Raw genomic sequence first — 23,038 nt, forward strand, 5'->3', positions numbered from 1 at the left:
AGTACAGTGTTGGCGCTATGTTTGATTTTTTATACGAGCTAAACTACTAGCCCGTGCCTAAAGGATGTTATTGGTTGATAAATGGATATGAATTATAGTCTGTTATAAGTGGTTCCATTATAGCAGTCTATTTTAAGTGGTCTGTTAATTGATTAAGAGGTCTGTTTTGCTAGTTCCCTCGGGGTATACTTGCAGGAACTGAGCAGTATGATCCTAATCTTATGGCAGCTATTCAGGAAATAAAGCAGCTCAAGCGGCAGCTTAAAGTAGCTGAAGAGAAACGAGAGATCCTAAAAAAGGCGACAGCGTACTTCGCAAAGCAAAGCTAATCAGGTACGCCTTTGTCAAAGACAACCAGCACTTCTTTAGCATCACCACTATGTGCCGCGTGCTAAATGTTAAGCCATCAAGCTATGACGATTGGATAAATCGCGATATTAGTGAGCAACAGATACATTGTAACCAGTCTGAGCTACTGGTTAGAGCCGCTCACAGTGAAACTCGTGAGCGATATGATGCTGATTGACCTATGCTGTCAATCCCGCAGACATTAACTTAAGAAGTTTTATTTACTCAGCCTGATGATAATGATCAAACTACATTTGTCTTGGCATTTTATAGACCAAACCTTTTTGAATCTTAATCTAGCTGTGTTCAAGCTCAATATATTTAGTAATATTGATAATGGCATGAAATTCTTTTATAGCCTTGCTATACGCTAAATCATTCTTCAACGTACCTAAAAGCTCTCTATAGGGATATTATCGAAACAGTTGTACCGCTTGAACATCGAACCTTTAAATTAATGCTTGGCAAACCAAATCTACTGCCGTGCGCTTACTACTACATATAATAATTATACAATAAAACAAAAAGATAATATAACTTAACATTCTATAATTGAACAGTTGGTTAATATAAGGATTAAGAAGCTTAACATAAATAAGGGAAGCCTGTGAAACGTGCAGAGCAAGAGCGCTCATTACAAACTAAAAATAAGATATTATTAGCAGCCCTTACCGAGTTTGCTTCAACAGGTTTTGATGGTGTTTCAACGCGCGCCATTGCTAAAAAAGCAGAGGTGAACCATACCTTGATTAGCCATCATTTTGGTTCCAAAGAAGCGTTGTGGAAAGCCACGGCAAAATTATGTTTTGAGATTTACAGTGAACACAATTTTGAGAAGCGCAGAAACATGCAAGATGCTGAAGCTCGTACTTTAGTGAAAGTGCTGTTAAAAGATTTTATAAAGTTTTGTGCCAACTACCCCGATATTCATCATTTTTTGATACAGGCTAATCAAGGAGATTCGGAAAGACTTGACTGGTTTGTCGAAAACTATTTACGCACTATTTATGATGAAGAGCTGGATATTATTCGAAGAGCACAAAAACTAGGATTGGCTCCTCAAGGAGACAGTATGCATATTCGCTACTTATTACTGGGTGCAGCCACGTCTATTTATACCTTTGCCCCTCAATTTGCAAGATTATCTGGGAAAGACCCTTTTTCTGATGAATTTATTGAGCAGCATGTAGACTATGTTTTAACGCTTTTCACGACCTGCGCCAAAAAGCTATGAGATAGATCACAACGATCTACCTCGTAGCTTTTTTGCATTAAAGACAATTAATATTATATCAAGCCGTTATTTTGCAACATACATAGATATCGAGATTAAAAATGAGTTCAATCACCAGAAACATCTTTGGCACCATCAATAGAACCATCAATTATTGGTATATTCCACTTGTTGTTGGCATTATTTTTATTGCCACCGGGATATATACCTTTGTTTCACCGCTTGAGTCTTATGCTGCGCTCGCTATTTTGTTCAGTATATCTTTCATTATTTCAGGCATTTCTGAAATTACATTTTCTTTATTAAATAAAAAGTTACTTAATAACTGGGGTTGGTTTCTAGCTCTTGGGGTTTTAACGTTAATTGTTGGTGTTCTTTTGGTTATTAACCCGGCAATATCGCAAGCTACCCTACTTTTTTATGTGGGTTTTTTAGTATTGTTTCGTTCCATTAGTGCTGTCAGCCATTCATTTGAGTTAAAAGAATATGGTTTTTCTAACTGGGGGTATTTAACAGCAATAGCGGTTATCGGTATTGTTTTCTCCTTTATCTTATTATCTAACCCTGTACTTGGTGGCATGACAGTTGTTATATGGACTGGCTTAGCCCTGATAACCAGTGGATTTTACAGTATATACCTTGCTTTTAAACTAAAAAAACTAAAAGACTTACCAAATAAGATTTCTAATGAACTAAGAAGTAGATTCAATTTAGTCTCTCAAGAAATTAATAACGTATTAAACAGTAAACAATAACTGCATTCTTATTTGGTCACTGACCTACAAATATTTAAATTAATAGTGGCTTCATTTTAAAACAACACTGAGTCCTAAGACTCTTTAACCTACTAAGGGGATCATAATGAAAAAGACTAATGAAAAACAAAAAACTATCAACAGCTTTCCACATCAGCCAGATGCCAGTAAAGCCTATCCACACCATTACCCACAAAACACCTTGCCGTTCGCTGACAAAATAGGCAACTATCAACGCAATATCGGTAGACCAACCGACGCTTATAAAGACAGTAAAGTCTATATCATCGGTAGCGGCATCGCCGGCTTATCTAGTGCTTACTACTTCATTCGTGATGGAAAAGTACCGGCAGAAAATATCACCTTTTTAGAGCAACTAGAGGTGTCAGGCGGCTCCATGGATGGCTCAGGTAATGCTGAGAATGGCTACACCATACGTGGTGGCCGTGAGATGGAATTTACCTACGAGAACTTTTGGGATGTCTTCCAAGATATTCCTGCAGTAGAGATGCCAGAGCCATACAGCGTACTAGATGAATATAGACTGATTAACGATGATGATCCTAACTATTCAATCGCTCGTTTGGTACATCAGCAAGGTAAAATCAAAGAAACGAATGGTGTTACTCTAAAAAAATCTGACCAATTAGCATTGATACGTCTACTACTAAAACGCAAAGAAGAATTAGATGATGTGCGAGTCAATGATTACTTTAGCGACAGCTTCTTTGAAAGTAACTTCTGGATACTTTGGAGCACCATGTTTGCCTTTGAAAAATGGCACAGCTTGCTTGAGTTAAAACTATATATGCACCGCTTTTTGCATGACTTAGATGGTCTGCATAATATGTCGATGCTAGTATTTCCAAAATACAATCAATATGATGGGTTTATCGTACCGCTACGTAACTATCTCATCGAAAAAGGGGTTAAATTCCAATACGATACTTCGGTGACGGATTTAGATATTGAGTTTAATCAAGCTGATGACCATGAATCTGTTAAGGGTTCAGCTAATGAGCCAACCAAAACGGTCAAAGCCATCATTGCAGAAGTAGGTGGTAAGCCTACCCGTATTACTATTACAGAGAATGATTATGTAGTAGCAACCACAGGCACAATGACTGATGATACACGATATGGTGATAACGATTCTGCGCCAAACCTAGATGCTATGTTAGACAATCAAGGGCAATCAAAAGGTTGGACGCTTTGGAACAATCTTGCTCATAAGTCCAGCGTCTTTGGTCATCCTGGAAAATTCAATGGTAATGTGAATGAGTCTGCATGGATGTCAGCCACACTGACTTGTAAGCCTTCTGCATTGGTAGATAAGGTTAAAGAGCTGTCTGTTAATGATCCATACTCAGGTAAAACAGCGACAGGTGGTATCGTCACCTTTACCGATTCTAACTGGGTAATGAGCTTTACTTGTAACCGTCAGCCGCATTTCCCTGATCAACCAAAGGACACCTTAGTACTTTGGGTGTATAGTTTGCTGATGGATAAAGATGGCAATTATATTAAGAAACCAATGCCAGAATGTACAGGTAATGAGATTTTAGCAGAGCTCTGCCACCACCTTGGTATTATCAATGAGTTAGACGGCGTGGTTGACAATACCATTGTTAGATCTACTTATATGCCATATATCACCTCACAGTTTATGGTACGTGCGCAAGGCGACCGCCCTGAAATTGTACCGCAAGGTTGTACTAATCTAGGCTTAGTAGGACAATTTGTCGAAACTAGAAATGATGTGGTATTCACCGTCGAAAGCTCTGTTCGTACGGCTAGAGTCGCGGTATATAGCCTACTGAATATCAAAAAACAGGTGCCTGATATAGATCCATCGCAATATGACATTCGTCACCTATTACGAGCGGCAAATACGCTAAATGATGGCAAAGGATTTATTGGAGAAGGCTTATTACGTAAGCTATTAAAAGATACCTATTATGAGCATATCTTGCCACCTACCCATCTAGATAGTCAGGAAGAAACGAAGCGTAATGACTCTATTTTCTCAGAGTATTGGGAGTCTATTAAAGGTATTTGGCATAAATAAGCTCCTTTAGACTGCAACGCTTGTGGTGGCTTAAACGCTCAGTCACCATAAGATAGTGAAGGTGGTAGATGAAACTCTAGTAGTGATCTGTAGCTTGTAGCTGGCTATTTTAAAAGCTAAGGCAGTTACAGTTACTATGATGATTTCTCTATCACCTTTTTTTGTGCTTTTGTAATACATGGATCATGTGAGCTACACAAGACAGTCCTGTAGAAACCAAAATGGGAGATCTTAATAAGAAAAATTAATGATAATAACCCCTGCTATTGATTTAGTCGCCATTAAATTCACACCTAATGCTAGGAGTTCGATGTCTGTATAACGCACTGAACATGTTCCAATAATGGTGTTAAATCACTACCTTTTCACCATCTAAAATGGGCAGTATAGAACTCTCCAAACCGACCATTGTTCCTAGAAGAATAATTATGGCAAATACTAGCAGCTCGATGTCTACTATATAGCGCACCGATCACAGATAGAATATATAGGGCAAGTACACAACGAAGTACACTCAGACTATTTTAGCGAGTTGAAACGTTGCTACCATTAGCCCACAACCAAAGCTTCGAATCCTCACTAGGGAACCATTATAAATATAATGACATAAAAAAACTGAGCACACGGCTCAGTCTTTTATAACGGTCTAAAAAAATCGCTTAGCTTAATGGGACGCCAATGCGGTCAGCCACTTCTTCATAAGCTTCAATCACATCACCTAATGACTGACGGAAACGGTCTTTGTCCAGTTTTTTCTTGGTGGTTTTATCCCAAATACGGCAGCCATCGGGTGAGAACTCATCACCTAATACGATACGGTCATGGAATACGCCAAACTCAAGTTTAAAATCGACCAAGATCAAATCACCAGCGGCAAACAGCGCTTTTAGTACGTCATTGACTTGATAGGTCAGCTCTTGCATTTTTGCCAACTGCTCTTGGGTCGCCCAACCAAGAGACACGGCCAGTGACTCATTGACCATCGGATCACCCAGCGCATCGTCTTTATAAAACAGCTCATAAGTAGGCGGCGTCAGTGCTTGCCCTTCTTCTAAGCCCAAACGGCGCACCAAACTGCCGGCGGCAAAGTTACGCACCACGCACTCTACCGGAATCATATCCAGACGCTTGACCAACACTTCGTCTTCTGACAGCTGCTTTTCAAAGTGGGTTTCGATACCCGCGTCTGCCAGTTTTTGCATGATAAACGCATTAAAGCGGTTATTAACGACGCCCTTGCGTGCCAATTGCTCGATACGCTTACCATCCAGCGCTGAGGTATCATCACGGAAGTGCAAAATCAGAAGATCGTTGTCTTCTGTTTCATATACAGATTTGGCCTTACCTTTGTACAGCAGTTGTTGCTTTTGCATTATGGGAGTTCCTGTTCGTTCAAGCTTATGTGGTAAAAACGCGCAGTTACCGCTTTGATTTGGCCCAATCGATCACATACAATCGGCAAGACAAAAACTCAGCGGTATAAGTAAAGAAATAAAATTAGTTTGAAGGCGTGCTAACCGTACGCTGAGGCTTTGGCAGTTGATACTGACTGCCTGAGTCATTTTTTAGTGTTAGGGTGTTTGTACCAGCGTTAGGCGTAGGATATAAAGGGACAAAAGGTGCAGGCTCTTTATTCGCTGGCAACTCAATCGGTGCCAGTTTTTTGCTTTGTTGGTATTCCAAACTACCATTGTCGCGTTTGCCAAGTACGTTTTTGATACTTTGGCAACCGCTCAATACGAAGGTGCTGCCCAAAACGACGGTTAGCAGCGCAGGGATTATCTTTGTGATCGTCGATGATGTTTTCATCATGTTATCTCTCTGAGTTAGCAATTATTGCTCGATATTACTATAGTAAGTTTGCACGCACCAAAGCTTCATCGATAGTGGCATGATGCTTTTGTGCCAGCCATACCAACGGCAAGCGAATCCCTTTGTCGATCATACCCATTTTGTGCAGGGCATATTTGGCAGGAATCGGGCTTGACTCGATAAACAGATCACGATGCAGATGCTTGACCACATCATGAGCTTTGTCAGCAGCGGCAAAGTCGCCACGCAGACCAGCGGCAAAGGTCTCACTCATGGCTTTTGGTGCGACGTTGGCCGTTACGGAGATATTGCCCTTACCGCCGACTTTCATCAAATCAAGCGCGGTGCCATCATCACCAGATAGCACCACCATTTTATCCCCCACAGCTTTGATTAGCTGCTCACCGCGGCCCACTGAGCCTGTGGCGTCTTTGATGGCGACGATATTGTCGATATCACATAAGCGCTCGACAGTCTCTTGGGCGATATCGACGACGGTGCGTCCTGGCACGTTATAGAGCATCTGCGGAATGTTGACCGCCTCGGCGATGGTCTTGTAATGCTGAAACAACCCTTCTTGCGGCGGCTTATTATAATAAGGCGCAACGAGCAAGGCGCAATCTGCACCAGCGTCGGCAGCATCTTGAGTCAGCTTGATGGCTTCCATGGTGTTGTTGGCGCCTGTACCCGCAATCACTGGTACGCGACCTTTGACATGCTGCACAAAATAACGAATCACATCGCTATGCTCTTGCATCGATAGCGTTGCTGACTCGCCGGTGGTACCAACGGCCACCAGACAATGCGTGCCTTGCTCAATCTGCCAATCTATGAGGTCTGCCAGACGTTTATAATCGACCGTGCCGTCAGGATGCATGGGCGTTACCAAGGCTACCATTGAGCCTTGTAGTCGGGTTTTAATCTCGTCGTATGCTGTGCTCATAACCGTGCCTTACTGTATTATCCTAGCTTTTATCAAAGCTATCACATGATAGGTCGTTTGCAAATGCCAGTGTGCGCCTCTACTCTACCTATCGTTATATAGGCAAAAATAGACACTCATGGTATTACGTGCGATGTTTTATCTTACGTACTGTCGTACTGTGGAAATGCTGGTGTATACCAAGCACTTGCGATATAAATGCGTCTGTCTGATTCTAAAACATAATCATTAAAACATAATCATAAAAAACGCCTGCTAGTGTAGCATATTTTGATTTGACCGCTATCAATCAATTGAGATTACATCTACGTCGCTAATCAATAAACTGCTCACCGCCGCTCACCCATGACCTGCATCAAAAGTGCTACCCGTCACTAATGAGTCACCATTTGGTGGCTTATTAATAACTGATTAGTGTAGCGCAATGCAGCAGCGCTGATAAGTGTTTTACAAAATATTAACGAATCGTCAACACATCGATAGTGGGCCGATACAAGCGAAACGGCATACCACGCGTGCCAATACCGCTACTGACAAATATCTGGGCACTGGCATGCTGGTACAAGCCGCGCTGCTTACCCATACGACTATTGCAAAGCATACCTTTGTCGCCTCTGCGCTGGATGTCTTGTTGCTTTTGCGCCTGCCATATGTTTTTTTGTGTGGCTTTTGCTGCCCCTGTGATCAATAACGGCCGTGGTTGTGGCGACTTTGGCAAGTCGCTGATACTATCAAACCGTGAGGCCAAAATAATCACCGGCTGACGCGCGTGGGTGATTTTTGTCCCAAGCTTGGCTTTGTCAGCACTGTTTTGCTCATCGATTGCGCCACATTGTACAGGGACATCTTGCCAACCACACAGCACAGCTACAGGCGCATCTGATGCGTGCGCCGCTAAGCGTTGGGGCTCTTTTGTATTATCAAAACGACTGGCAGATGGCGGCATGGCGGCGCATCTGAGCGGCAACGAGGTACACTGCTGACCAATGTAGCTGATATCAAGCACATCAAATGCGCAGGCCAAAGTGTCTTCTAATAATGGCTGGCCTTGCTTGGTGGTGTTGAGCGACTGATAACGCAAGTCTGAGCTACTCATCACTGTATAGACCGGTTTGTTGACCCCTTTAAACAGCATCAACTGCCCGACCAAATCGGCGCTAGGATAATACAGCCAATCACCGGTAATCAAAACCGCATCCACTGCCAAGTCATTGATGGTCGCGACCAGCTTACGAATATGGCGCGGCTTGCCACTATATAACCCAATGCGCAGGTCTGCCAATACAGCGACCGTCAATGGTGCCGACAAATCCAAATCGACAGCATGGTGTTCAAGGCGCAAACAATTGGGCTGAATGATAACGGTATAAAAATAGAGCAGCATGGCCGCCACCGCGCTGAGCAGCACCGGCCACGCTAGGGCAAATAGACCTTCCATCCAGTCTATCAGTAGAAGCAGCGCCCAAACAGGCATGGTGTACGCGGCATAATACAGTATGAGCTTGCCCCAGATACGCAAAAACCGTTTGGTCGGATTGGCATTGAACGTCTGTAATCCTGACCATAATAGAATATACGCAAGCAATGCGGCTGCTATAGAGATACTTAGCGTATAAAGTGCGTGGTCAGTCATAATTACCTAGCGGTTATGGATAAAGGTGGAACAATCGAGCAGTGGCTTTTGAGCAGCACTTAGCCATCATTGCTTATTTCGCAGGGCTACAACGCCTCATAAACTGGGCTAACAAGACGCAGATCATAAAATAATAGCTGGCAAACCCTAGCGATTAGACAGCGCCTGCCACAGCCAAACGTGCGACCAGCCAGCATCGCCCAAACGATATGTGGCGAGTTGGATAAAAAATCAGCCATTATAGAGGCCGAGCTCTATGATAGACAAGCACAATTGTAAACCCATGTATTCATTTGACCTATCTTGCGTGCCGTACGGATGGTACTTGCCGAGACGTCTCTAATGAACCATAGGATTGAAGCATAGGATTGATCGACCCGCTCATCATTCTGCTGGCTGCCTCATTATACTGACAGCCTATGTCAATCATTGCCCTATTTATCCAGCTTCCTCCAGTCAGATGCTCGCATTGCGTGACGACTCCTGTATGACGCAAGGCTACTCGATACGCAGACCGATGATACCCGGAACACCTTGACGAATGACCTCAATGGTCACCACGCCTTTTTTGGGTAACGTTGAGATGGCACTGGAAAAATCAGTGACTTTTTTAATCGGCTTTTGGTGAAAATTGGTAATCACATCGCCTGCCATGATGCCTGAGCGCGCCGCCAGCCCTGTGGGATCGACTGTGGTGACTAAGATGCCGGTTTTGTTGTCAACTGCCAGCTCTGCTTGCTCATCGGCGGTCAAGTCACGTAAGCGCAGCCCAAGCTGTATATCATTGTCTTGCTGATCGCCGCTTTGTGCTCGGACATCATTGGGCGCATGGGCCAGCGTGCCACGCGCGAGCATCCGTTTACCATCGCGCTGAATCTGCACATGAAACGCGTCGTTGGGCTTGGCACGGTTGAGTAAATTCAACAAATCCGAGGCGCGCATGATTTGCACATCATTATACTGCAAAATAATATCGCCAGATTTTAGCCCTGCTTTTTGAGCGGGCGAATCTGGCGATACGCGAGTCAGCAACGCCCCTTGCGGACGCGCCAAGTTATACGCTTCTGCCAAGTTGCGATCGATGTCTTGTGGATAGATACCCAGATAAGCACGGGCGACTTCACCATTGGTTTTTAGCTGCTCATAGATATCCATCGCCGCATCAATCGGGATAGAAAACGACAGCCCCATATAACCACCTGTACCACTAAAGATACGCGAGTTGATACCGATGACCTCGCCGCGCTGGTTAAACAGTGGGCCACCTGAGTTTCCTGGGTTTAGTGCCACGTCGGTTTGGATAAACGGCACACTGGTATCGCGTGAAAAATTGCGCGATTTGGCGCTGACGATACCAGCCGAGGCCGAATAATCAAAACCAAAGGGCGAGCCAATCGCCAGTACAGGCTCCCCAACTTTTAAATCATTTGAGTCACCGATCGGTAACGCGGGAAACTGCTTACCACTGACCTTTAGTACTGCCACATCCGAACGCTCATCGCTACCGACCAAGGTGGCATCCAGCTCTGTCCTATCGTTGAGCGTGACGGTGATTTTGTCCGCGCCTTCGACCACATGATGATTGGTCAACATATAGCCATTTGTAGTGACAAAAAACGCGGTGCCGTAGGCATGCTCAATCGCTGGGGTCGCGGCTTGATCCGGAATACGCAGACGATCGCCAAAAAACTGCCTGAGCAGCTCTGCCGTTTGGGCCTTAGCAAGCTCCGCCTCACTGACGGTTTTGGTCACATTGACACGCGCCACCGCTGGGGTGACCTGCTGTACCAAATCCGAAAAATCCGCCGTGGTGACGGCAGCATGCGCGCTTGGCATCGCCGTGGTATATACCCCTGCCAGCATCGCTGTGCTCATGGCAAGCGCTAAAGTGCTGCGTTGTAGCCAATGGCGCATACGAGGTTTGGCGGGCGCTGTAGACATATTGATAGGCATCGTGTCCTCCATATGAGTGATCATTATTATTGTCAGTGGCCGTGCTGTGGCGAATACTATCGCTGCATCTCAAAGACAATGCTATGTACAGTTAGGTACAGTGCTGCTGGAATACGTTTTGCACAGTCTGTATGACACCTGATAGCACGCAATAAAACCTATTCGAGCAGGACGAGACAAACAATGTAACAGCACAGCCATGTGATGCAAAATAGCCGCTTGATGCAAAAGTGGGCCATGTCTTATCGTTTTATCCGTACTGTTGCCCCTGATTTCAATCCCTTTTTGTTATGCAATAGGTTACTGGTTTTTTTGCTGCAATACCATTGGCCGTCAGTATCTTTATATCATTATCTTTATAGTAGCGACAGGCCATCGGTACGACAAAGATGGCGACAAAAAGGCAGCTACTGTATGATAAATCAAAGCGCTGGCCTATATTATCTGCATAAGACCAGTATCTTTTAGCGCTACATCATGATCTGCTGCGGCGCTAACGCTGCCAAATATGGCCGGTTATCACGCAATAGTCAGTCACACGGCAACTAGCAGCGATGAAATAAAATCATGTTATGATAGCAAGCCAAATAACTTTATAAACAAACAAAAGTCAATTAAAAAATCGATTGGATTGACCTTACGTTTATCAACTTGGCTCGTATCGCCCTTATTTTCCATCTTTTGCATGACTAGAGGCGTTTATACCTTATCTCAACCTTGTCAATAACTCAAAGCCGCCTATCAGCTACTAAGTAGGCCATATGAGTCATATAAACCCGCCAACTGAGTACCATGATTGGCGTAGGTTTGATGACACGGATTGATTGTTGGATTTGGTGTTTTTATCTAGGAATGCTTTTGTCTTTATTACTTTATAGTATATATCACATCTGGCTCATGTTTGGATGCATGATGGCTATCTGCTGATGGCCTTGCTACTAAAAAGCTTGCGACCGTTTGCGACATCGATACACACTGCCGATGGCAGGCAGCGCGGTCGCCCAAGCAATGGATAGATATAACATATGACAAGATTACAAAAGGATTAATGTATGGATACCGCCCTATTACTATCTGGCGTGGTTGGGATTGGCATCGCCGCCCAATGGCTGGCTTGGTATTTAAAGCAACCGTCCATTTTATTTTTATTATTGATAGGTATCATCGTCGGGCCAGTCTTGGGTATTTTTGACCCTGATTTGGTGCTCGGTGAGCTGATGTTCCCCTTCATCTCTTTGGGGGTGGCGATTATTCTATTTGAAGGCTCGCTGACGCTAGAGTTTGATGAAATCAAGCAACACGGCACCGTCGTACAAATGCTGGTCTCGGTCGGCGTACTGATCACCATTGCTATCGTGGCGTTATCGACGTATTTATTATTTGATGTCGATCCACTGATTGCCCTGCTATTCGGGGCCTTGGTCTGTGTGACAGGCCCGACAGTCATCATGCCGCTACTGCGTAGTGTACGTCCCAATAAGACCATCTCCAATATCCTCAAATGGGAAGGCATCATCATCGACCCGATCGGTGCCATCGCCGTGGTATTGGTCTATGAGTACATCATCTCAGGCGGCGAAGCCAGCAGTATCTTATTGTTTGCCAAGATTGTGGTACTAGCGACAGCGCTTGGGATGGCAGGCGCTTGGCTGCTTGCATTCCTCATGCGTCGTCATATGATTCCTGAGTTTTTGCGCAATGTCTTTACCCTAGCCTTTGTGTTGGTGCTGTTTTCGGTATCGAACCATTTAGAGCACGAGTCTGGTCTATTGACGGTGACGGTATTGGGCGTGGCGCTGGCCAACTGGCCCAAATTCCCACGCGAGACGATTTTGGAGTTTAATGAATCCTTAACCATCTTGCTCATCTCTGTGCTCTTTATCATCCTTGCCGCCCGTGTTGAGCTGGCAAGCTTGCTAAGTGTTGGGTTTGCAGGATTGGTGCTGCTGGCTATCGTCATGTTTGTGGCGCGGCCTTTGTCTGTCTGGGCATCGGCCATCGGCTCAAACCTTAAGACCAATGAAAAGCTGATGATCAGCTGGATTGGGCCACGTGGTATCGTCGCTGCTGCTATCTCATCTTTATTTGCCATTCGCTTACAAGAGTATGATATCCAAGGCGTCGAGCTGCTAGTGCCACTGGTGTTTATGGTCATCATCGGCACGGTCTTGATCCAAGGCTTGGGTGCCAAAATGGTCGGCAACTTGCTGGGCGTGCGTGAGCCTGAAACCAATGGCATATTGGTGGTCGGCTCAAACCCTGTCGCGCTTCTTATCGCCACCTCGCTCAAGGACCAAGGTTTTGATGTCATCGTCGCTCACAACAACTACACCAATATTGCTCGCGCCCGTATGAGTGGCCTACGTACTTACTTTGGCAACCCCATCTCAGACCACGCCGACCATCATCTGGATTTGATTGGTATCGGCCGTCTGTTTGCCATGAGTATGGATAAGGAGATGAACACTTTATCTGAGATTCATTATCGTCACGAGTTTGGTGAGCGTAAGCTATATCGTCTTAAGTTTAGTGACGAAAAAGTCAAAAGCGAGCGCGACGATAAGCAGTCAAACTTCCATTCACAGTGGCTGTTTGGCAAAGACGTCACCTATACCAAGCTCGCCAGTATGCTGTCCAAAAAGGCACGTATCAAAATCACCAACATCACTGACAGCTATAGCTTTGAGCAATATAAGGCCGATAATAAACAATTTGTGCCGCTCTATACCGTCGACAAAGAAGGCAAGCTCCACGTCATCACCGACAAGTTTGATGGGACGGTGCCGCGCGATCGCAAGCTTATCTCCTTGGTGGTGGACGATGAGGTGCAGCCAAAGCCAGTCGATGTAACGCCAAAGCAAGAGCAAGCGCGTATGGCGGCGGATGCCAACTTTGAATCCAGCTCCAAAGCGCCTGAAAAACGCAAAGAAAAAGAGCTGAACGAAGAAAGTACTGACGCTACCGAGCCTGTGAGCGTAACGGGCGCAGACAAAGTCGCTGGCGATACAACCGCCGAGCAAAATACCGAGAAAAATGCGCCGACGCACATGCCAAAAGACGCAAGCAGCAGCTTGGATACAGCCGCAAACGCCGCCGCGACGTTGGATACCGCGACGCCAGACCGCTCAGCGGCTCAAGTAAAAAACGACAACGCTGATACTGCCAGCTCAGCTACAGCCGCCAAGACCAAGGCAACTAATAACAGCAATACCAATGGCAATGGTCATGCGCCTAAGACCAAAAAAGGCTCGCTGGATCCCAATCGCTTCCCTGATGCCGGTCAAGATACTGCAACCGATACGGACAGCCGCAAAGACCCTGACGCATAACTGAGCCATAACTGACGCATCACCAGACAAGCAACCATAGAAAAACCCCCAACCAAACGTTGGGGGTTTTTTCTACGACGCCGTTTTTATATTAGCTCCAGCCTCTGTTGTACCGCCTGCCAGATGCGTGCACCAACCTCCTCGGCGCTGCCCGACGCCTCAATCCGCTGTATGCGCTCAGGATACTGGCGTGCAAGCTTGTCAAACCCCTCATACACCCGCGCAAAAAACGCATCCGCTTGCTGCTCAAAGCGATCGGCGGCGCTGCGCTTGCCAGCACGCCGCATCCCCTCAGCGACTGGTAAATCTAACCACAACGTCAGCTCAGGCAACTGCGGTACAAACTGAGCAATCAGCATATCAATCTTTGCGCGCACTGCCTCATCACCATGAGCGCGGCCAAACCCTTGATAAGCCACGGTTGAGTCAGTAAAACGATCACATATCACCCACCTACCAGCTTGTAGCGCGGGCAAAATCACTTGCTGCATATGATCGCAGCGCGCAGCAAACATCAACAGTAGCTCAGTGTCGTCATTTATGTCGGTCGCAGGGTCTAGGAGTATCTGGCGCAGATGCTCAGCAAATGGGCTACCACCAGGCTCGCGGGTACGCAGATAGTCGATACCACGGCTATCTAAACGTGTGCATAGCTGCTCGATCGCTGTGGTTTTACCCACGCCCTCAGTGCCTTCAAAACTGATAAAGCGACCTTGTATTATCTGATGGTCAGTAGTGTCTTGCACCAGATTGGTGTCGGCATTGGCAGGTATAGATACAGACATGAGATGACCTTGTGTCATGATTAAGCGCTATGAGGTGACATAGCGCTCGATAAATAGGTGTATGGTTTCAAAAAGAGCGTCACGTAATGGAAATTATCGCTAACGGGTATTACTGCGGCGGTGTTTGTGCTTTCTTTTCGCGCATGACGCTTAGGTAATCTCTTACCGCTTGATTGTGCTCAGCCAAGCTATTGGTAAATTTGTGCCCGCCATTACCAGTTGCCACAAAATATAGCGCCTCGCTATCTGCTGGATGCAAGGTCGCCTCGATAGAAGCGGCTGACGGCAGGGCGATGGGCGTTGGCGGCAACCCATCGATTTGATAGGTGTTATATGACGTTTTTTCATCGATGTCTTTACGGCGAATATTACCATCATAACGGCTGCCCATACCATAGATGATGGTTGGGTCTGTTTGCAGGCGCATGCCCTTATCCAAACGGTTTTTAAACACTGCCGATACCAACGGACGCTCATCAGCAATGCTGGTTTCTTTTTCGATAATAGAAGCCATGACCAGTGCCTGATAAGGCGTTTGGTACGGCAGGTTCGGCGCACGGCTTTCCCAAGCATCAAACAGTGCTTGCTGCTGACGCTTATACAGATCCGTTAGTACCTGCTTATCGGTTGAGCCTTCACCATAATAGTAAGTGTCTGGCGCAAACCAGCCCTCAAGGTTGTGATTGACGATGGGGTCGTTGCTACTGATTACCGCCTCTGGCAAGATACCGACCAGGTCAAGCCCCTGAGCGATGCTGGCATTACTCGCGGGACGGGTACTGTCCTCACTGTCTAGCAACACTTCTTTTTTGATGCCTGGGTTGTCACGTAAAGTCTGATAAAGGTCGCTTGCAGTCTTGCCTTCGATGATCTGTATCTTGACCATGGCAGCTTTTGCGCCTTGCTCTAGTATCTGTAGTGCCTCGGCGATGGTTGGATTTTCAGGCAGCTGATAGATACCAGCGTGCAGCGGCGCATCGACTTGCGACTTGATATAGAGCTTGGCCACACTGGCAGAAAACAGCGGAATCTGCTGTTGCCACTGCGGCAATAGCCCATAGTAAGTCTGACCCTGCTCAATCGTCACCATCTGCGCTGGCTGCTCGATACGGCCAAACAGCGTCTGATAAACCATCACCAAAAAAAACGCGGCGATCAGCCCCAGCACCAGTAACACCTGATAGCCCCGCTGCATAAAAAACGACGGATTGTCGACTTTGTAAGTGCGCGGTTTGCCCTCGCCGCTGATGAGCGATATATCTGTCGCAGGGGTATCTGCTACGTTGGTGGCTGACGGCTCTACAGGCGTGTCATCCGTACGCGGCTTGTCAGCATTGGACGATGCAGCATGGTCTTGCTGGTTTCCTAGTGTATCATTGGGACGTTCGGGCGGCGACTCAGGGGTTGGTGTGCTCATGACAACTCGCGGGGCAGAAGTTTGCTAGAATTTAGCACTGAACCGTGTGATTTTCAATGGAATTTGTTTAGCTTGTTACTTTTACTGCAGCGCTTACACCTACTTACTGGGCATAAAAACGCATCATGAACTTATATTTTGATCAAAGTCTGGCCAAAAATTACAACTCCAAACCACAGATTATTCGTGTGCTTAGTGAAGCATGGGTAAAAGACAACGGTTACTGTCCCAACTGCGGCATTCAACCATTAGCTGAGTTTGGCAATAATAAACCTGTGGCTGATTTTTATTGTGCAGCTTGTGCCGAGCAATATGAGCTAAAAAGCAAACAATCAAAATTAAGCAATATTATCAATGATGGCGCTTATGAGACTATGCTTGCGCGTATCAATAGCGACGACAATCCAAGCTTCTTCTTTTTGACCTACTCCCAAGAGTATCGCGTTAATAATTTTCTGATTATTCCCAAGCAGTTTTTTAAGCCCGATATTATTATCAAACGCAAACCATTGGCAGCCTCTGCCAGACGTGCAGGTTGGGTCGGCTGCAATATTGACCTGCGCCGAGTACCAGAAACAGGAAAGGTGTTTTTGGTCAAAGACCAGCAAGTGATACCGCGCGACAGTGTCACGCAGCAGTTTCAAAAGACGTTGTTTTTACGTCAGCAATCCATCACATCACGAGGTTGGACGCTAGATGTTTGGCAGTGTATTGATAGACTGGGTGATAAATTTAGCCTGCAACAGGTTTATGCTTTTGCTGATGAATTACAACTCAAGCATCCTGACAACAACCATGTAAAAGATAAAATTCGCCAGCAACTACAAGTGCTACGAGATAAGGGTATTATTGAGTTTATGGGGCGTGGTCAGTATCGAAAATTAAGCTAAGCTTGGTTATCATCCCAAAGTGGTAAATAGGCGCTTGCAACCAACCGTTCATAGAATCTGTGTGGAGGATAATCGGTTTCCAACTCATCGTTTACTTTAAAAAAAGTGTCTATATTGTCTTTAATACATTTGAAAGGCTTGTTTTTCACATGCTTGTTCCATTCTATTAATAGTCCTAATGGCGTACGAGAAGCCTTAGTAAAAGCTTGTCTTTTTACTGTAAGTGCACACATGACTAATTCATCGTGAGGTAGCTTATCTAGACCTTTTTCTATCACCTCTTGACGGGTATGCGCATACTTAAACACCCCACCAAACGCTGTGTATTTTTTATCTTTCTTAGAATAAGTAACAGTGAATGCTATTTTCGAATAACCCGCTAATTGAACGATTTCATCAGGATATTTTTTTGCTTTACGACATATTTCATTAAATAGCATCAATCGGCGGATTTGCAGTGGAATACGTTTTTCTTCATAAGCAGTACGCATTTGTATCTCCTGTTAAACAGTATTTAATAAGGTACAATCAACTTCTATGTCATTTAAATTATATTAAACGTTTCTCATTGAAGCGTTCAGGCCTTGGTTGCCCCTTATTATCACGATATACGTCTGCAATTAACTCTTCTCTATCATCCCATAAAGGTAGGCGTGCCGTTGCAACGAGACGGTCATGAAACTTATGCGGTGGATAGTCTGAGTCAATTTCATCATTAATCCGAAAAAACACGTCTTCACGATAATCAACATAAGCGTGCATCCTATTTTTAACATAGCTGTTCCAATACCAGACCAGCTGGATAGGCGTGCGTGCAGGTTTGGTAAACTGCTTTAAATTGACGGTCAGCGCACGTGTTACTGGTTCGTCGTTAGGAAAAACACTAATACGTTGCTCGATAACTTCTTCACGCGTTTCTGCGTATTCAAACACACCGCCAAATGCAATAAACTTTTTAAAATCTTTTAAATACATGACACCGAGACATAATTCAGTAAATCTCATTAAGTGAATAATTTCATCAGGCTGTTTTTTTGCTAGCTTGCAAATTTCATCGAAAATTAATAGTCGACGGATTTGTAAAGGTATACGTTCATCTTCGTAGACGTAGTTCATTTTCAATTATCCTCTGTTAAAGACACTAGCATTGATCGATTGGCTTCAATGCACAAGTCTAGTTAACAAAAGACGATCACTTCTCTAAAGTCTTTTTGCTAGGATCAGCAGCAGCAACCCTAGCAAAAGTGAGAATGATTATGAAAAATGACACAGGCTTAAAAACTTATCAAATAGAAATAGTTGAAACGATGAGCGCTATTATAGACATAAAGGCTGAAGACGATTCTTCAGCGATTATGCAAGCACAAGAGAGATATAGGAACGAAGATATTGAGTTGAATTATGATGATTTAATCGAGACTAAATTTAATATTTTTGATGTGAAGTAAGCGACTAATTCAACTCAACCACTTCACCCGATAGCAAAGTAAGCGAGCTCATCGGCATCACCCCGCGCAGCGCATTACAAAAGAATAGCCGCATTATCCGTGGCAAATCCTCATCATGTAATGAACGCTCAACTACTGGTCGTTCTGTATTCGCAAGCGCATCGATGATTACTTGTCGCATGACCCCAGCGACACCCGACTGCGCCATAGACGGCGTATACCATTGGCCAGTGGTCAGATAGTTGGCCTGAGTTTGGTCATTATCGCTGCTGGTTGACACAGGTAGCGGCGACTCTGCTAGTTGATAAAACACATTGCTCATCGTGCCCTCCACCCAGTGTCCGTTCATATCGCGTAGCAGACCTTCGCCGATCTCTGGCTGTGGAGGGTTTGGCACCGGCTGAGCATTTAACCACTGCGCTTTGTACCGTTGCAGCTCACCGCTTGCGAGGACATTGTCTAAGCGATTGAGGCTTTTGAGTCCAGCCAATGGCGGTGGTAGGCTAGCAATCTTCGCCGATAGACAAACGGCGGCGCAATTACGCTGCCTAGGCATCATGCGTCCATCAGGTAGCGTGATTTGCTCTGCTGTCTTGACAGGCATAGCGGCCACTTTTAGCCAGACATCGCAGGCGCGACCAGCTGCATCAGACGCATAGCCATAGCCGCGTACCGCCTGCGTACTACGCGTGACGATCAGCTTTAGCATGCCTTGTTGCAGCTGCTTGCCATAGACGGACAGGCGGCTCATGAGTGCTGGGCAGTCTATATCCAGCTGCAGCGCTTTTGCATGGCTAAGCAGTCGCTGTCGATGATGTTGCTGCCACAGTATCTGCCCGTCGACGACGCCCATGGTGGTAAAAAAACCATCAGCGTATGCCAATCCGCGATTGTCTAAGGCGACTGCAGATGCCGCTGATCGTTGTTTTGCAGCATCTAAGTCTAGCGCCTCTAGGGGCTGGCCGGCCAATTGTAGGCAGTGCCAAGCATTGCTCGGTAGGGAGGCGGCGTTAGCAGGCGGTAGTGCTATATCAGATGGCAGCATCGAATCGCTTAGCCGTCATCTGTTTGGGCGGCTGATTTATTGATGATCAGCATACAGCTATAAAACTCACACTTGGCCAGCTCGACTTTTTGACCACCGATGACTTTGTTTTTGACGACTTGACCCGCCAGCATATCGGCGATGACTTTACCACCATCGTCGCCCATCAGTTGCCGTGCCAGCTTGTAGGCTTTTTTGGCATGGTTTTGACTGTGCTCTTTTTCTGTATCTGAGTCGGTGGGATTGGCATAGTACCAGCCAAGCTCGAGATATTTTTCGGAGTCGATAATATCTAGATACGGCGCGTCGGTCTTCATAAAACGATATTTGGATGCTGGATTGCTGGCATAGTCGAGACTGTTTTCGTCTGTACTGAGCACCTTGCCAAATGTGGTTTTGATGCCGTCCAGCTCGGTGACTTTTAGAGGCTCTACCTTTTCATTACTCCATGCCGAGACATCGTATTTGACAGGCGTGCCCTGCTCAGCCACCGCGCCGTCGAGGTCTGAGTCTGAGGCCGCATTGTCTTGGACTTGCGGTTCAGTGACGGCCTGCGCACTGCTATCGGTGGCCGCATCTGAGGTTTCAGGATCGTTTTTGTTGCTATCACAGCCGCTCAATGACAGAGCCGTCGCCATTATTGTACCGACTAGAAGGGTCTGTAGGTTATTATTCCACATGGGCAATTTACTCACACTTTTAGATGGGTCTCAACGTAGTATTAACGAGCTGGCAGCGATGCCGCTGATAACGATGAATGATTAGGTAACAGCTTATACTTTATTCATTTGTATTTTGTACGCGCTGGTACTTTATAAAATAGTGATGCTCTACTCTATATTGGGCGTGTTGAACATAAAACTGTTGTATAAATTTAAACGCGCTACTGGTATAAATTTTACTTGCGTGCTGCGTTCCTAGAGGCTGCGCAACCTACGTTTAAAAATAGCATCCCAGTAGCGCTATGCGCTTTTTAGAGTGCATCGGCTATATAGCTCATACGCGCCTCATAAGCTTGTTAGTTTACCCAACTGCATAACACTTGACTACCCTTTACGTTACGCATCCCCCTCCCAGAAAGTACAGATTTGTTAAAAACCTAACCCAGCAAAGCCTTTTTCAGCAAAACCGTTTTCAAAAAAAAACGCATAGCGTACTTCCGCTTCCGCATAGCCATGACTTATATCCATCTGCTCAAGCGTAGGGTTTGTCAACACCCGCGTTATCCCTTATGATGATTGGTCTCTAGCAGCGATTTATCGATTATCTTTTGCTTATTGTTTATCCGCGGACTCTCTATGACCCAACACTTTATCGTCGTCGGCAATCCCATTGCCCACAGTAAATCCCCTGAGATTCATGCCCAGTTTGCCGCTCAGACGGGGATAGATATCAGCTATCAGCGCCAATACTGTCCTGATGATGCCGCCAGCTTTACTGCGCTGCTCGAAGCGTTTTTTCATGGTGGTGGCGTGGGTGCCAATGTCACCGTGCCGTTTAAACAAGTCGCCTATGCATGCTGCGCGGCGCGTGGCGGCTTGTCTGAACATGCCAAGGTAGTAGGCGCGGTCAATACTTTATGGTTAAATACAACATTGTTAAAAAACGGTGCTTCCGTCTCTGAGGCCATTTATGGCGATAACACAGACGGTCAAGGTTTGGTCAATCATATACTGAGCTTGGGCTGGCCACTTGCAGGCGCGCGCGTGGCACTGATCGGCGCTGGTGGCGCAGCTCGCGGGGTGATTTTGCCACTGATTCAGGCAGGTATCGGTGATTTGAGCATTGCCAATCGCACAGTGAGCAAGGCGGAGGAGTTGGCTTGTGAGCTGAGCGCTGCAAGCGACATGATTGACGCACATGCTATTTCGACCTGCGCGACAAGCGAGCTGACAGGAGCCTTTGACATTATTATCAATGCCACCTCTATTGGGCTATCTGGTGAGACGTTGCCACTGGCAGATACGCTAACGGCTCATTATGCCTATGACATGATGTACGGACGCACGCTACCGTTTTTACAGCACTTTGCCACTCGCGGCGCACAGACATCGGACGGTTACGGCATGCTCATCGGCCAAGCAGCCCTGAGCTTTGAGCGCTGGACGACGCAAAAGGTAGATGTTGCTGTAGCGACTGCGGCGTTACATGATAAGGCAGTACATGATAAATAATACTGTGATAAATAGCGCTTAACCAACATGCGCCAGCAGCCAGTTTTCTATACGCCTTAATGGGCGACGTAGGCGCATCGAATGCATGGCCAGCCCGCCACCTAGGCCGGCCACGCAGCCGAGCGCCGTATCAAGCATCCGCGCACGCATGACTTCCTCTGCTATCGGTGCCACCATCGAGGCACTGCCGTACTCAGCGATAAAGATAGTCAGCGGCGTGATAAAGATCACGGCCAGACCATAATGCCGATCAACCAATGACTCGATCAACAGCATCATCGCGAGTATCGAGGCGGCCACGCCCCACTGCGACAGCCCCCACGACAGCATCCAGCCGGCGACCGCCATGCCAACGATAGTGCCGAGTAGTCGGTGTAGCTGCTTGATCCACATCGTGCGTAGCTGCATGCCCTGAATGATGATAAAACAGCTCATCGCCGCCCAGTAAGGATAGGGCATCTCAAAAAACATGGCGAGCGCCAAGGTTAAGCTGACAAAGCCCGCCACAATCGCACTATCACCGATCGTATCTGCCTCATAATGATAGACAGGCGCAGGCGCGACCGTACGCGTCATCAACAAAAACAGCGTATACAGCGCCGCCAATAACATCGACGCCCCGCTGCCCAAAACCACCAGCCCCATCGCCGCTGGCACCTGCGCCAGTGGTGTCGGCATAAACAGTGCTATCGCGCCTGCCATCATCACAAACAACCCTGCAGGTGGCGGCTGACGATAGTAACGCCCCAGCAGCACGACCCCAAAGGCCATCAGCACAAACACCGGCAACCTAAGCCATGGCAACTGCTGAGCTATCAGCCCCAAAGCAAAGCTCATCGCCATCGCAAATCCCCATGCCATGACCGTCACCAACCGATACGGCAAACTACCCACCAGCGGTAGGTTTAAGATAATCATCGCCCCCAGCGATGCCTTAATACCTGAAGGCAGCGCATCAAAATATGCCCCGACAAACACCGGAAAACTAATAGCAAGCGCGGCGATAATGGGCATGTGCCACGGTCTTTTGCTGCGATTGACCTTAAGCAGATGATCCAGCTCGCCATCGATGAGCGACTTGATACGAGTCCACAAGGCGGTGCGCCAAACGACATGCTGGTTGCGTAGTTTTTTGCCCATAATTGGCCTACTGTCTCCTAGATATAGGTTGCTTTAGTCGGTGGCCTACCCTGCTCTTTAGGTA

Annotated in this window: 20 protein-coding genes and 1 pseudogene; 8 read left to right on the forward strand and 13 right to left on the reverse strand. The window is 46.3% G+C overall.

Going from position 1 to position 23,038, the window contains the following annotated elements; translation table 11 throughout:
• Nucleotides 1-179 precede the first annotated feature (179 nt).
• From JMX98_RS02665 to JMX98_RS02680, 4 genes and pseudogenes are all read left to right on the forward strand, one after another.
• Nucleotides 180-523: pseudogene (locus JMX98_RS02665) on the forward strand (IS3 family transposase); the annotation flags it as partial.
• A gap of 432 nt (nt 524-955) precedes the next feature.
• Nucleotides 956-1,582, forward strand: a complete 627-nt coding sequence (locus JMX98_RS02670) for a TetR/AcrR family transcriptional regulator (protein ID WP_058023641.1) — start codon at nt 956-958, stop codon at nt 1,580-1,582.
• A 101-nt stretch (nt 1,583-1,683) separates the two neighbouring features.
• On the forward strand, nt 1,684-2,337 hold the full coding sequence (locus JMX98_RS02675) for an HdeD family acid-resistance protein (RefSeq protein WP_226949475.1): 654 nt from the start codon (nt 1,684-1,686) through the stop codon (nt 2,335-2,337).
• A gap of 106 nt (nt 2,338-2,443) precedes the next feature.
• Nucleotides 2,444-4,405 (forward strand): oleate hydratase, encoded by a 1,962-nt coding sequence (locus tag JMX98_RS02680; protein ID WP_201541479.1) that lies wholly within the window; start codon nt 2,444-2,446, stop codon nt 4,403-4,405.
• A gap of 659 nt (nt 4,406-5,064) precedes the next feature.
• On the opposite strand, the gene purC is transcribed toward JMX98_RS02680, so the two are convergent.
• The 5 genes from purC to JMX98_RS02705 all read right to left on the reverse strand — a co-directional run bounded on the left by purC (nt 5,065) and on the right by JMX98_RS02705 (nt 10,707).
• Nucleotides 5,065-5,778 (reverse strand): phosphoribosylaminoimidazolesuccinocarboxamide synthase, encoded by a 714-nt coding sequence (gene purC, locus JMX98_RS02685; protein ID WP_201584482.1) that lies wholly within the window; start codon nt 5,776-5,778, stop codon nt 5,065-5,067.
• A 124-nt stretch (nt 5,779-5,902) separates the two neighbouring features.
• Entirely contained in the window at nt 5,903-6,217 is a 315-nt protein-coding gene (locus JMX98_RS02690) for a hypothetical protein (RefSeq protein ID WP_227679979.1), read from the reverse strand.
• Between the two features lie 37 nt (nt 6,218-6,254).
• Nucleotides 6,255-7,160: a 4-hydroxy-tetrahydrodipicolinate synthase gene (gene dapA, locus JMX98_RS02695; RefSeq protein ID WP_105244623.1), complete on the reverse strand. Its 906-nt coding sequence runs from the start codon at nt 7,158-7,160 to the stop codon at nt 6,255-6,257.
• A gap of 457 nt (nt 7,161-7,617) precedes the next feature.
• Nucleotides 7,618-8,793 carry a hypothetical protein gene (locus tag JMX98_RS02700; protein ID WP_201584484.1) on the reverse strand — a complete coding sequence of 392 codons (1,176 nt, stop codon included), beginning with the start codon at nt 8,791-8,793 and terminating at the stop codon, nt 7,618-7,620.
• Nucleotides 8,794-9,291: 498 nt separating this feature from the next.
• The gene (locus JMX98_RS02705) at nt 9,292-10,707 is read right to left on the reverse strand and encodes a Do family serine endopeptidase (RefSeq protein WP_413786503.1); all 1,416 of its coding nucleotides are present in this window, start codon (nt 10,705-10,707) and stop codon (nt 9,292-9,294) included.
• 1,091 nt (nt 10,708-11,798) lie between these two features.
• Here JMX98_RS02705 and JMX98_RS02710 point away from each other — a divergent pair.
• Nucleotides 11,799-14,075 carry a cation:proton antiporter gene (locus JMX98_RS02710; protein ID WP_201584488.1) on the forward strand — a complete coding sequence of 759 codons (2,277 nt, stop codon included), beginning with the start codon at nt 11,799-11,801 and terminating at the stop codon, nt 14,073-14,075.
• An 86-nt stretch (nt 14,076-14,161) separates the two neighbouring features.
• Here JMX98_RS02710 and tmk read toward each other — a convergent pair whose 3' ends face one another.
• A complete protein-coding gene (gene tmk, locus JMX98_RS02715; RefSeq protein WP_227679995.1) occupies nt 14,162-14,794 on the reverse strand; it encodes a dTMP kinase in 633 nt (210 codons plus the stop codon).
• A gap of 175 nt (nt 14,795-14,969) precedes the next feature.
• Entirely contained in the window at nt 14,970-16,277 is a 1,308-nt protein-coding gene (gene mltG / locus JMX98_RS02720) for an endolytic transglycosylase MltG (RefSeq protein WP_201584493.1), read from the reverse strand.
• Nucleotides 16,278-16,402: 125 nt separating this feature from the next.
• On the opposite strand from mltG, the gene JMX98_RS02725 reads away from it, so the two are divergent.
• The gene (locus tag JMX98_RS02725) at nt 16,403-17,167 is read left to right on the forward strand and encodes a DpnI domain-containing protein (RefSeq protein WP_201584496.1); all 765 of its coding nucleotides are present in this window, start codon (nt 16,403-16,405) and stop codon (nt 17,165-17,167) included.
• Here the strand turns inward: JMX98_RS02725 and JMX98_RS02730 are convergent.
• On the reverse strand, nt 17,164-17,658 hold the full coding sequence (locus JMX98_RS02730) for a hypothetical protein (protein WP_201584499.1): 495 nt from the start codon (nt 17,656-17,658) through the stop codon (nt 17,164-17,166). The two genes, JMX98_RS02725 and JMX98_RS02730, sit on opposite strands and share 4 nt — an antisense overlap.
• A gap of 58 nt (nt 17,659-17,716) precedes the next feature.
• The gene (locus tag JMX98_RS02735; RefSeq protein ID WP_192995777.1) at nt 17,717-18,283 is read right to left on the reverse strand and encodes a hypothetical protein; all 567 of its coding nucleotides are present in this window, start codon (nt 18,281-18,283) and stop codon (nt 17,717-17,719) included.
• 140 nt (nt 18,284-18,423) lie between these two features.
• Between JMX98_RS02735 and JMX98_RS02740 the strand changes: the two genes are divergently transcribed.
• Nucleotides 18,424-18,615, forward strand: coding sequence for a DpnD/PcfM family protein (locus JMX98_RS02740; protein WP_100748958.1), 192 nt, complete (start codon nt 18,424-18,426; stop codon nt 18,613-18,615).
• A gap of 4 nt (nt 18,616-18,619) precedes the next feature.
• On the opposite strand, the gene JMX98_RS02745 is transcribed toward JMX98_RS02740, so the two are convergent.
• The 3 genes from JMX98_RS02745 to JMX98_RS14205 all read right to left on the reverse strand — a co-directional run bounded on the left by JMX98_RS02745 (nt 18,620) and on the right by JMX98_RS14205 (nt 20,877).
• Nucleotides 18,620-19,660 (reverse strand): aminotransferase class IV, encoded by a 1,041-nt coding sequence (locus JMX98_RS02745; protein WP_201584501.1) that lies wholly within the window; start codon nt 19,658-19,660, stop codon nt 18,620-18,622.
• 8 nt (nt 19,661-19,668) lie between these two features.
• Nucleotides 19,669-20,340 carry a hypothetical protein gene (locus tag JMX98_RS02750; protein ID WP_201584503.1) on the reverse strand — a complete coding sequence of 224 codons (672 nt, stop codon included), beginning with the start codon at nt 20,338-20,340 and terminating at the stop codon, nt 19,669-19,671.
• Between the two features lie 411 nt (nt 20,341-20,751).
• On the reverse strand, nt 20,752-20,877 hold the full coding sequence (locus JMX98_RS14205; RefSeq protein WP_265089346.1) for a hypothetical protein: 126 nt from the start codon (nt 20,875-20,877) through the stop codon (nt 20,752-20,754).
• An 81-nt stretch (nt 20,878-20,958) separates the two neighbouring features.
• Between JMX98_RS14205 and aroE the strand changes: the two genes are divergently transcribed.
• Complete coding sequence (gene aroE / locus JMX98_RS02755) at nt 20,959-21,834, forward strand: shikimate dehydrogenase (protein ID WP_201584505.1); 876 nt, start codon at nt 20,959-20,961, stop codon at nt 21,832-21,834.
• Between the two features lie 18 nt (nt 21,835-21,852).
• On the opposite strand, the gene JMX98_RS02760 is transcribed toward aroE, so the two are convergent.
• The gene (locus JMX98_RS02760) at nt 21,853-22,974 is read right to left on the reverse strand and encodes an FUSC family protein (protein ID WP_201584507.1); all 1,122 of its coding nucleotides are present in this window, start codon (nt 22,972-22,974) and stop codon (nt 21,853-21,855) included.
• Nucleotides 22,975-23,038 lie beyond the last annotated feature (64 nt).

Origin of the sequence: Psychrobacter sp. HII-4, assembly GCF_904846595.1 — a bacterium.
GTDB lineage: Bacteria > Pseudomonadota > Gammaproteobacteria > Pseudomonadales > Moraxellaceae > Psychrobacter > Psychrobacter celer.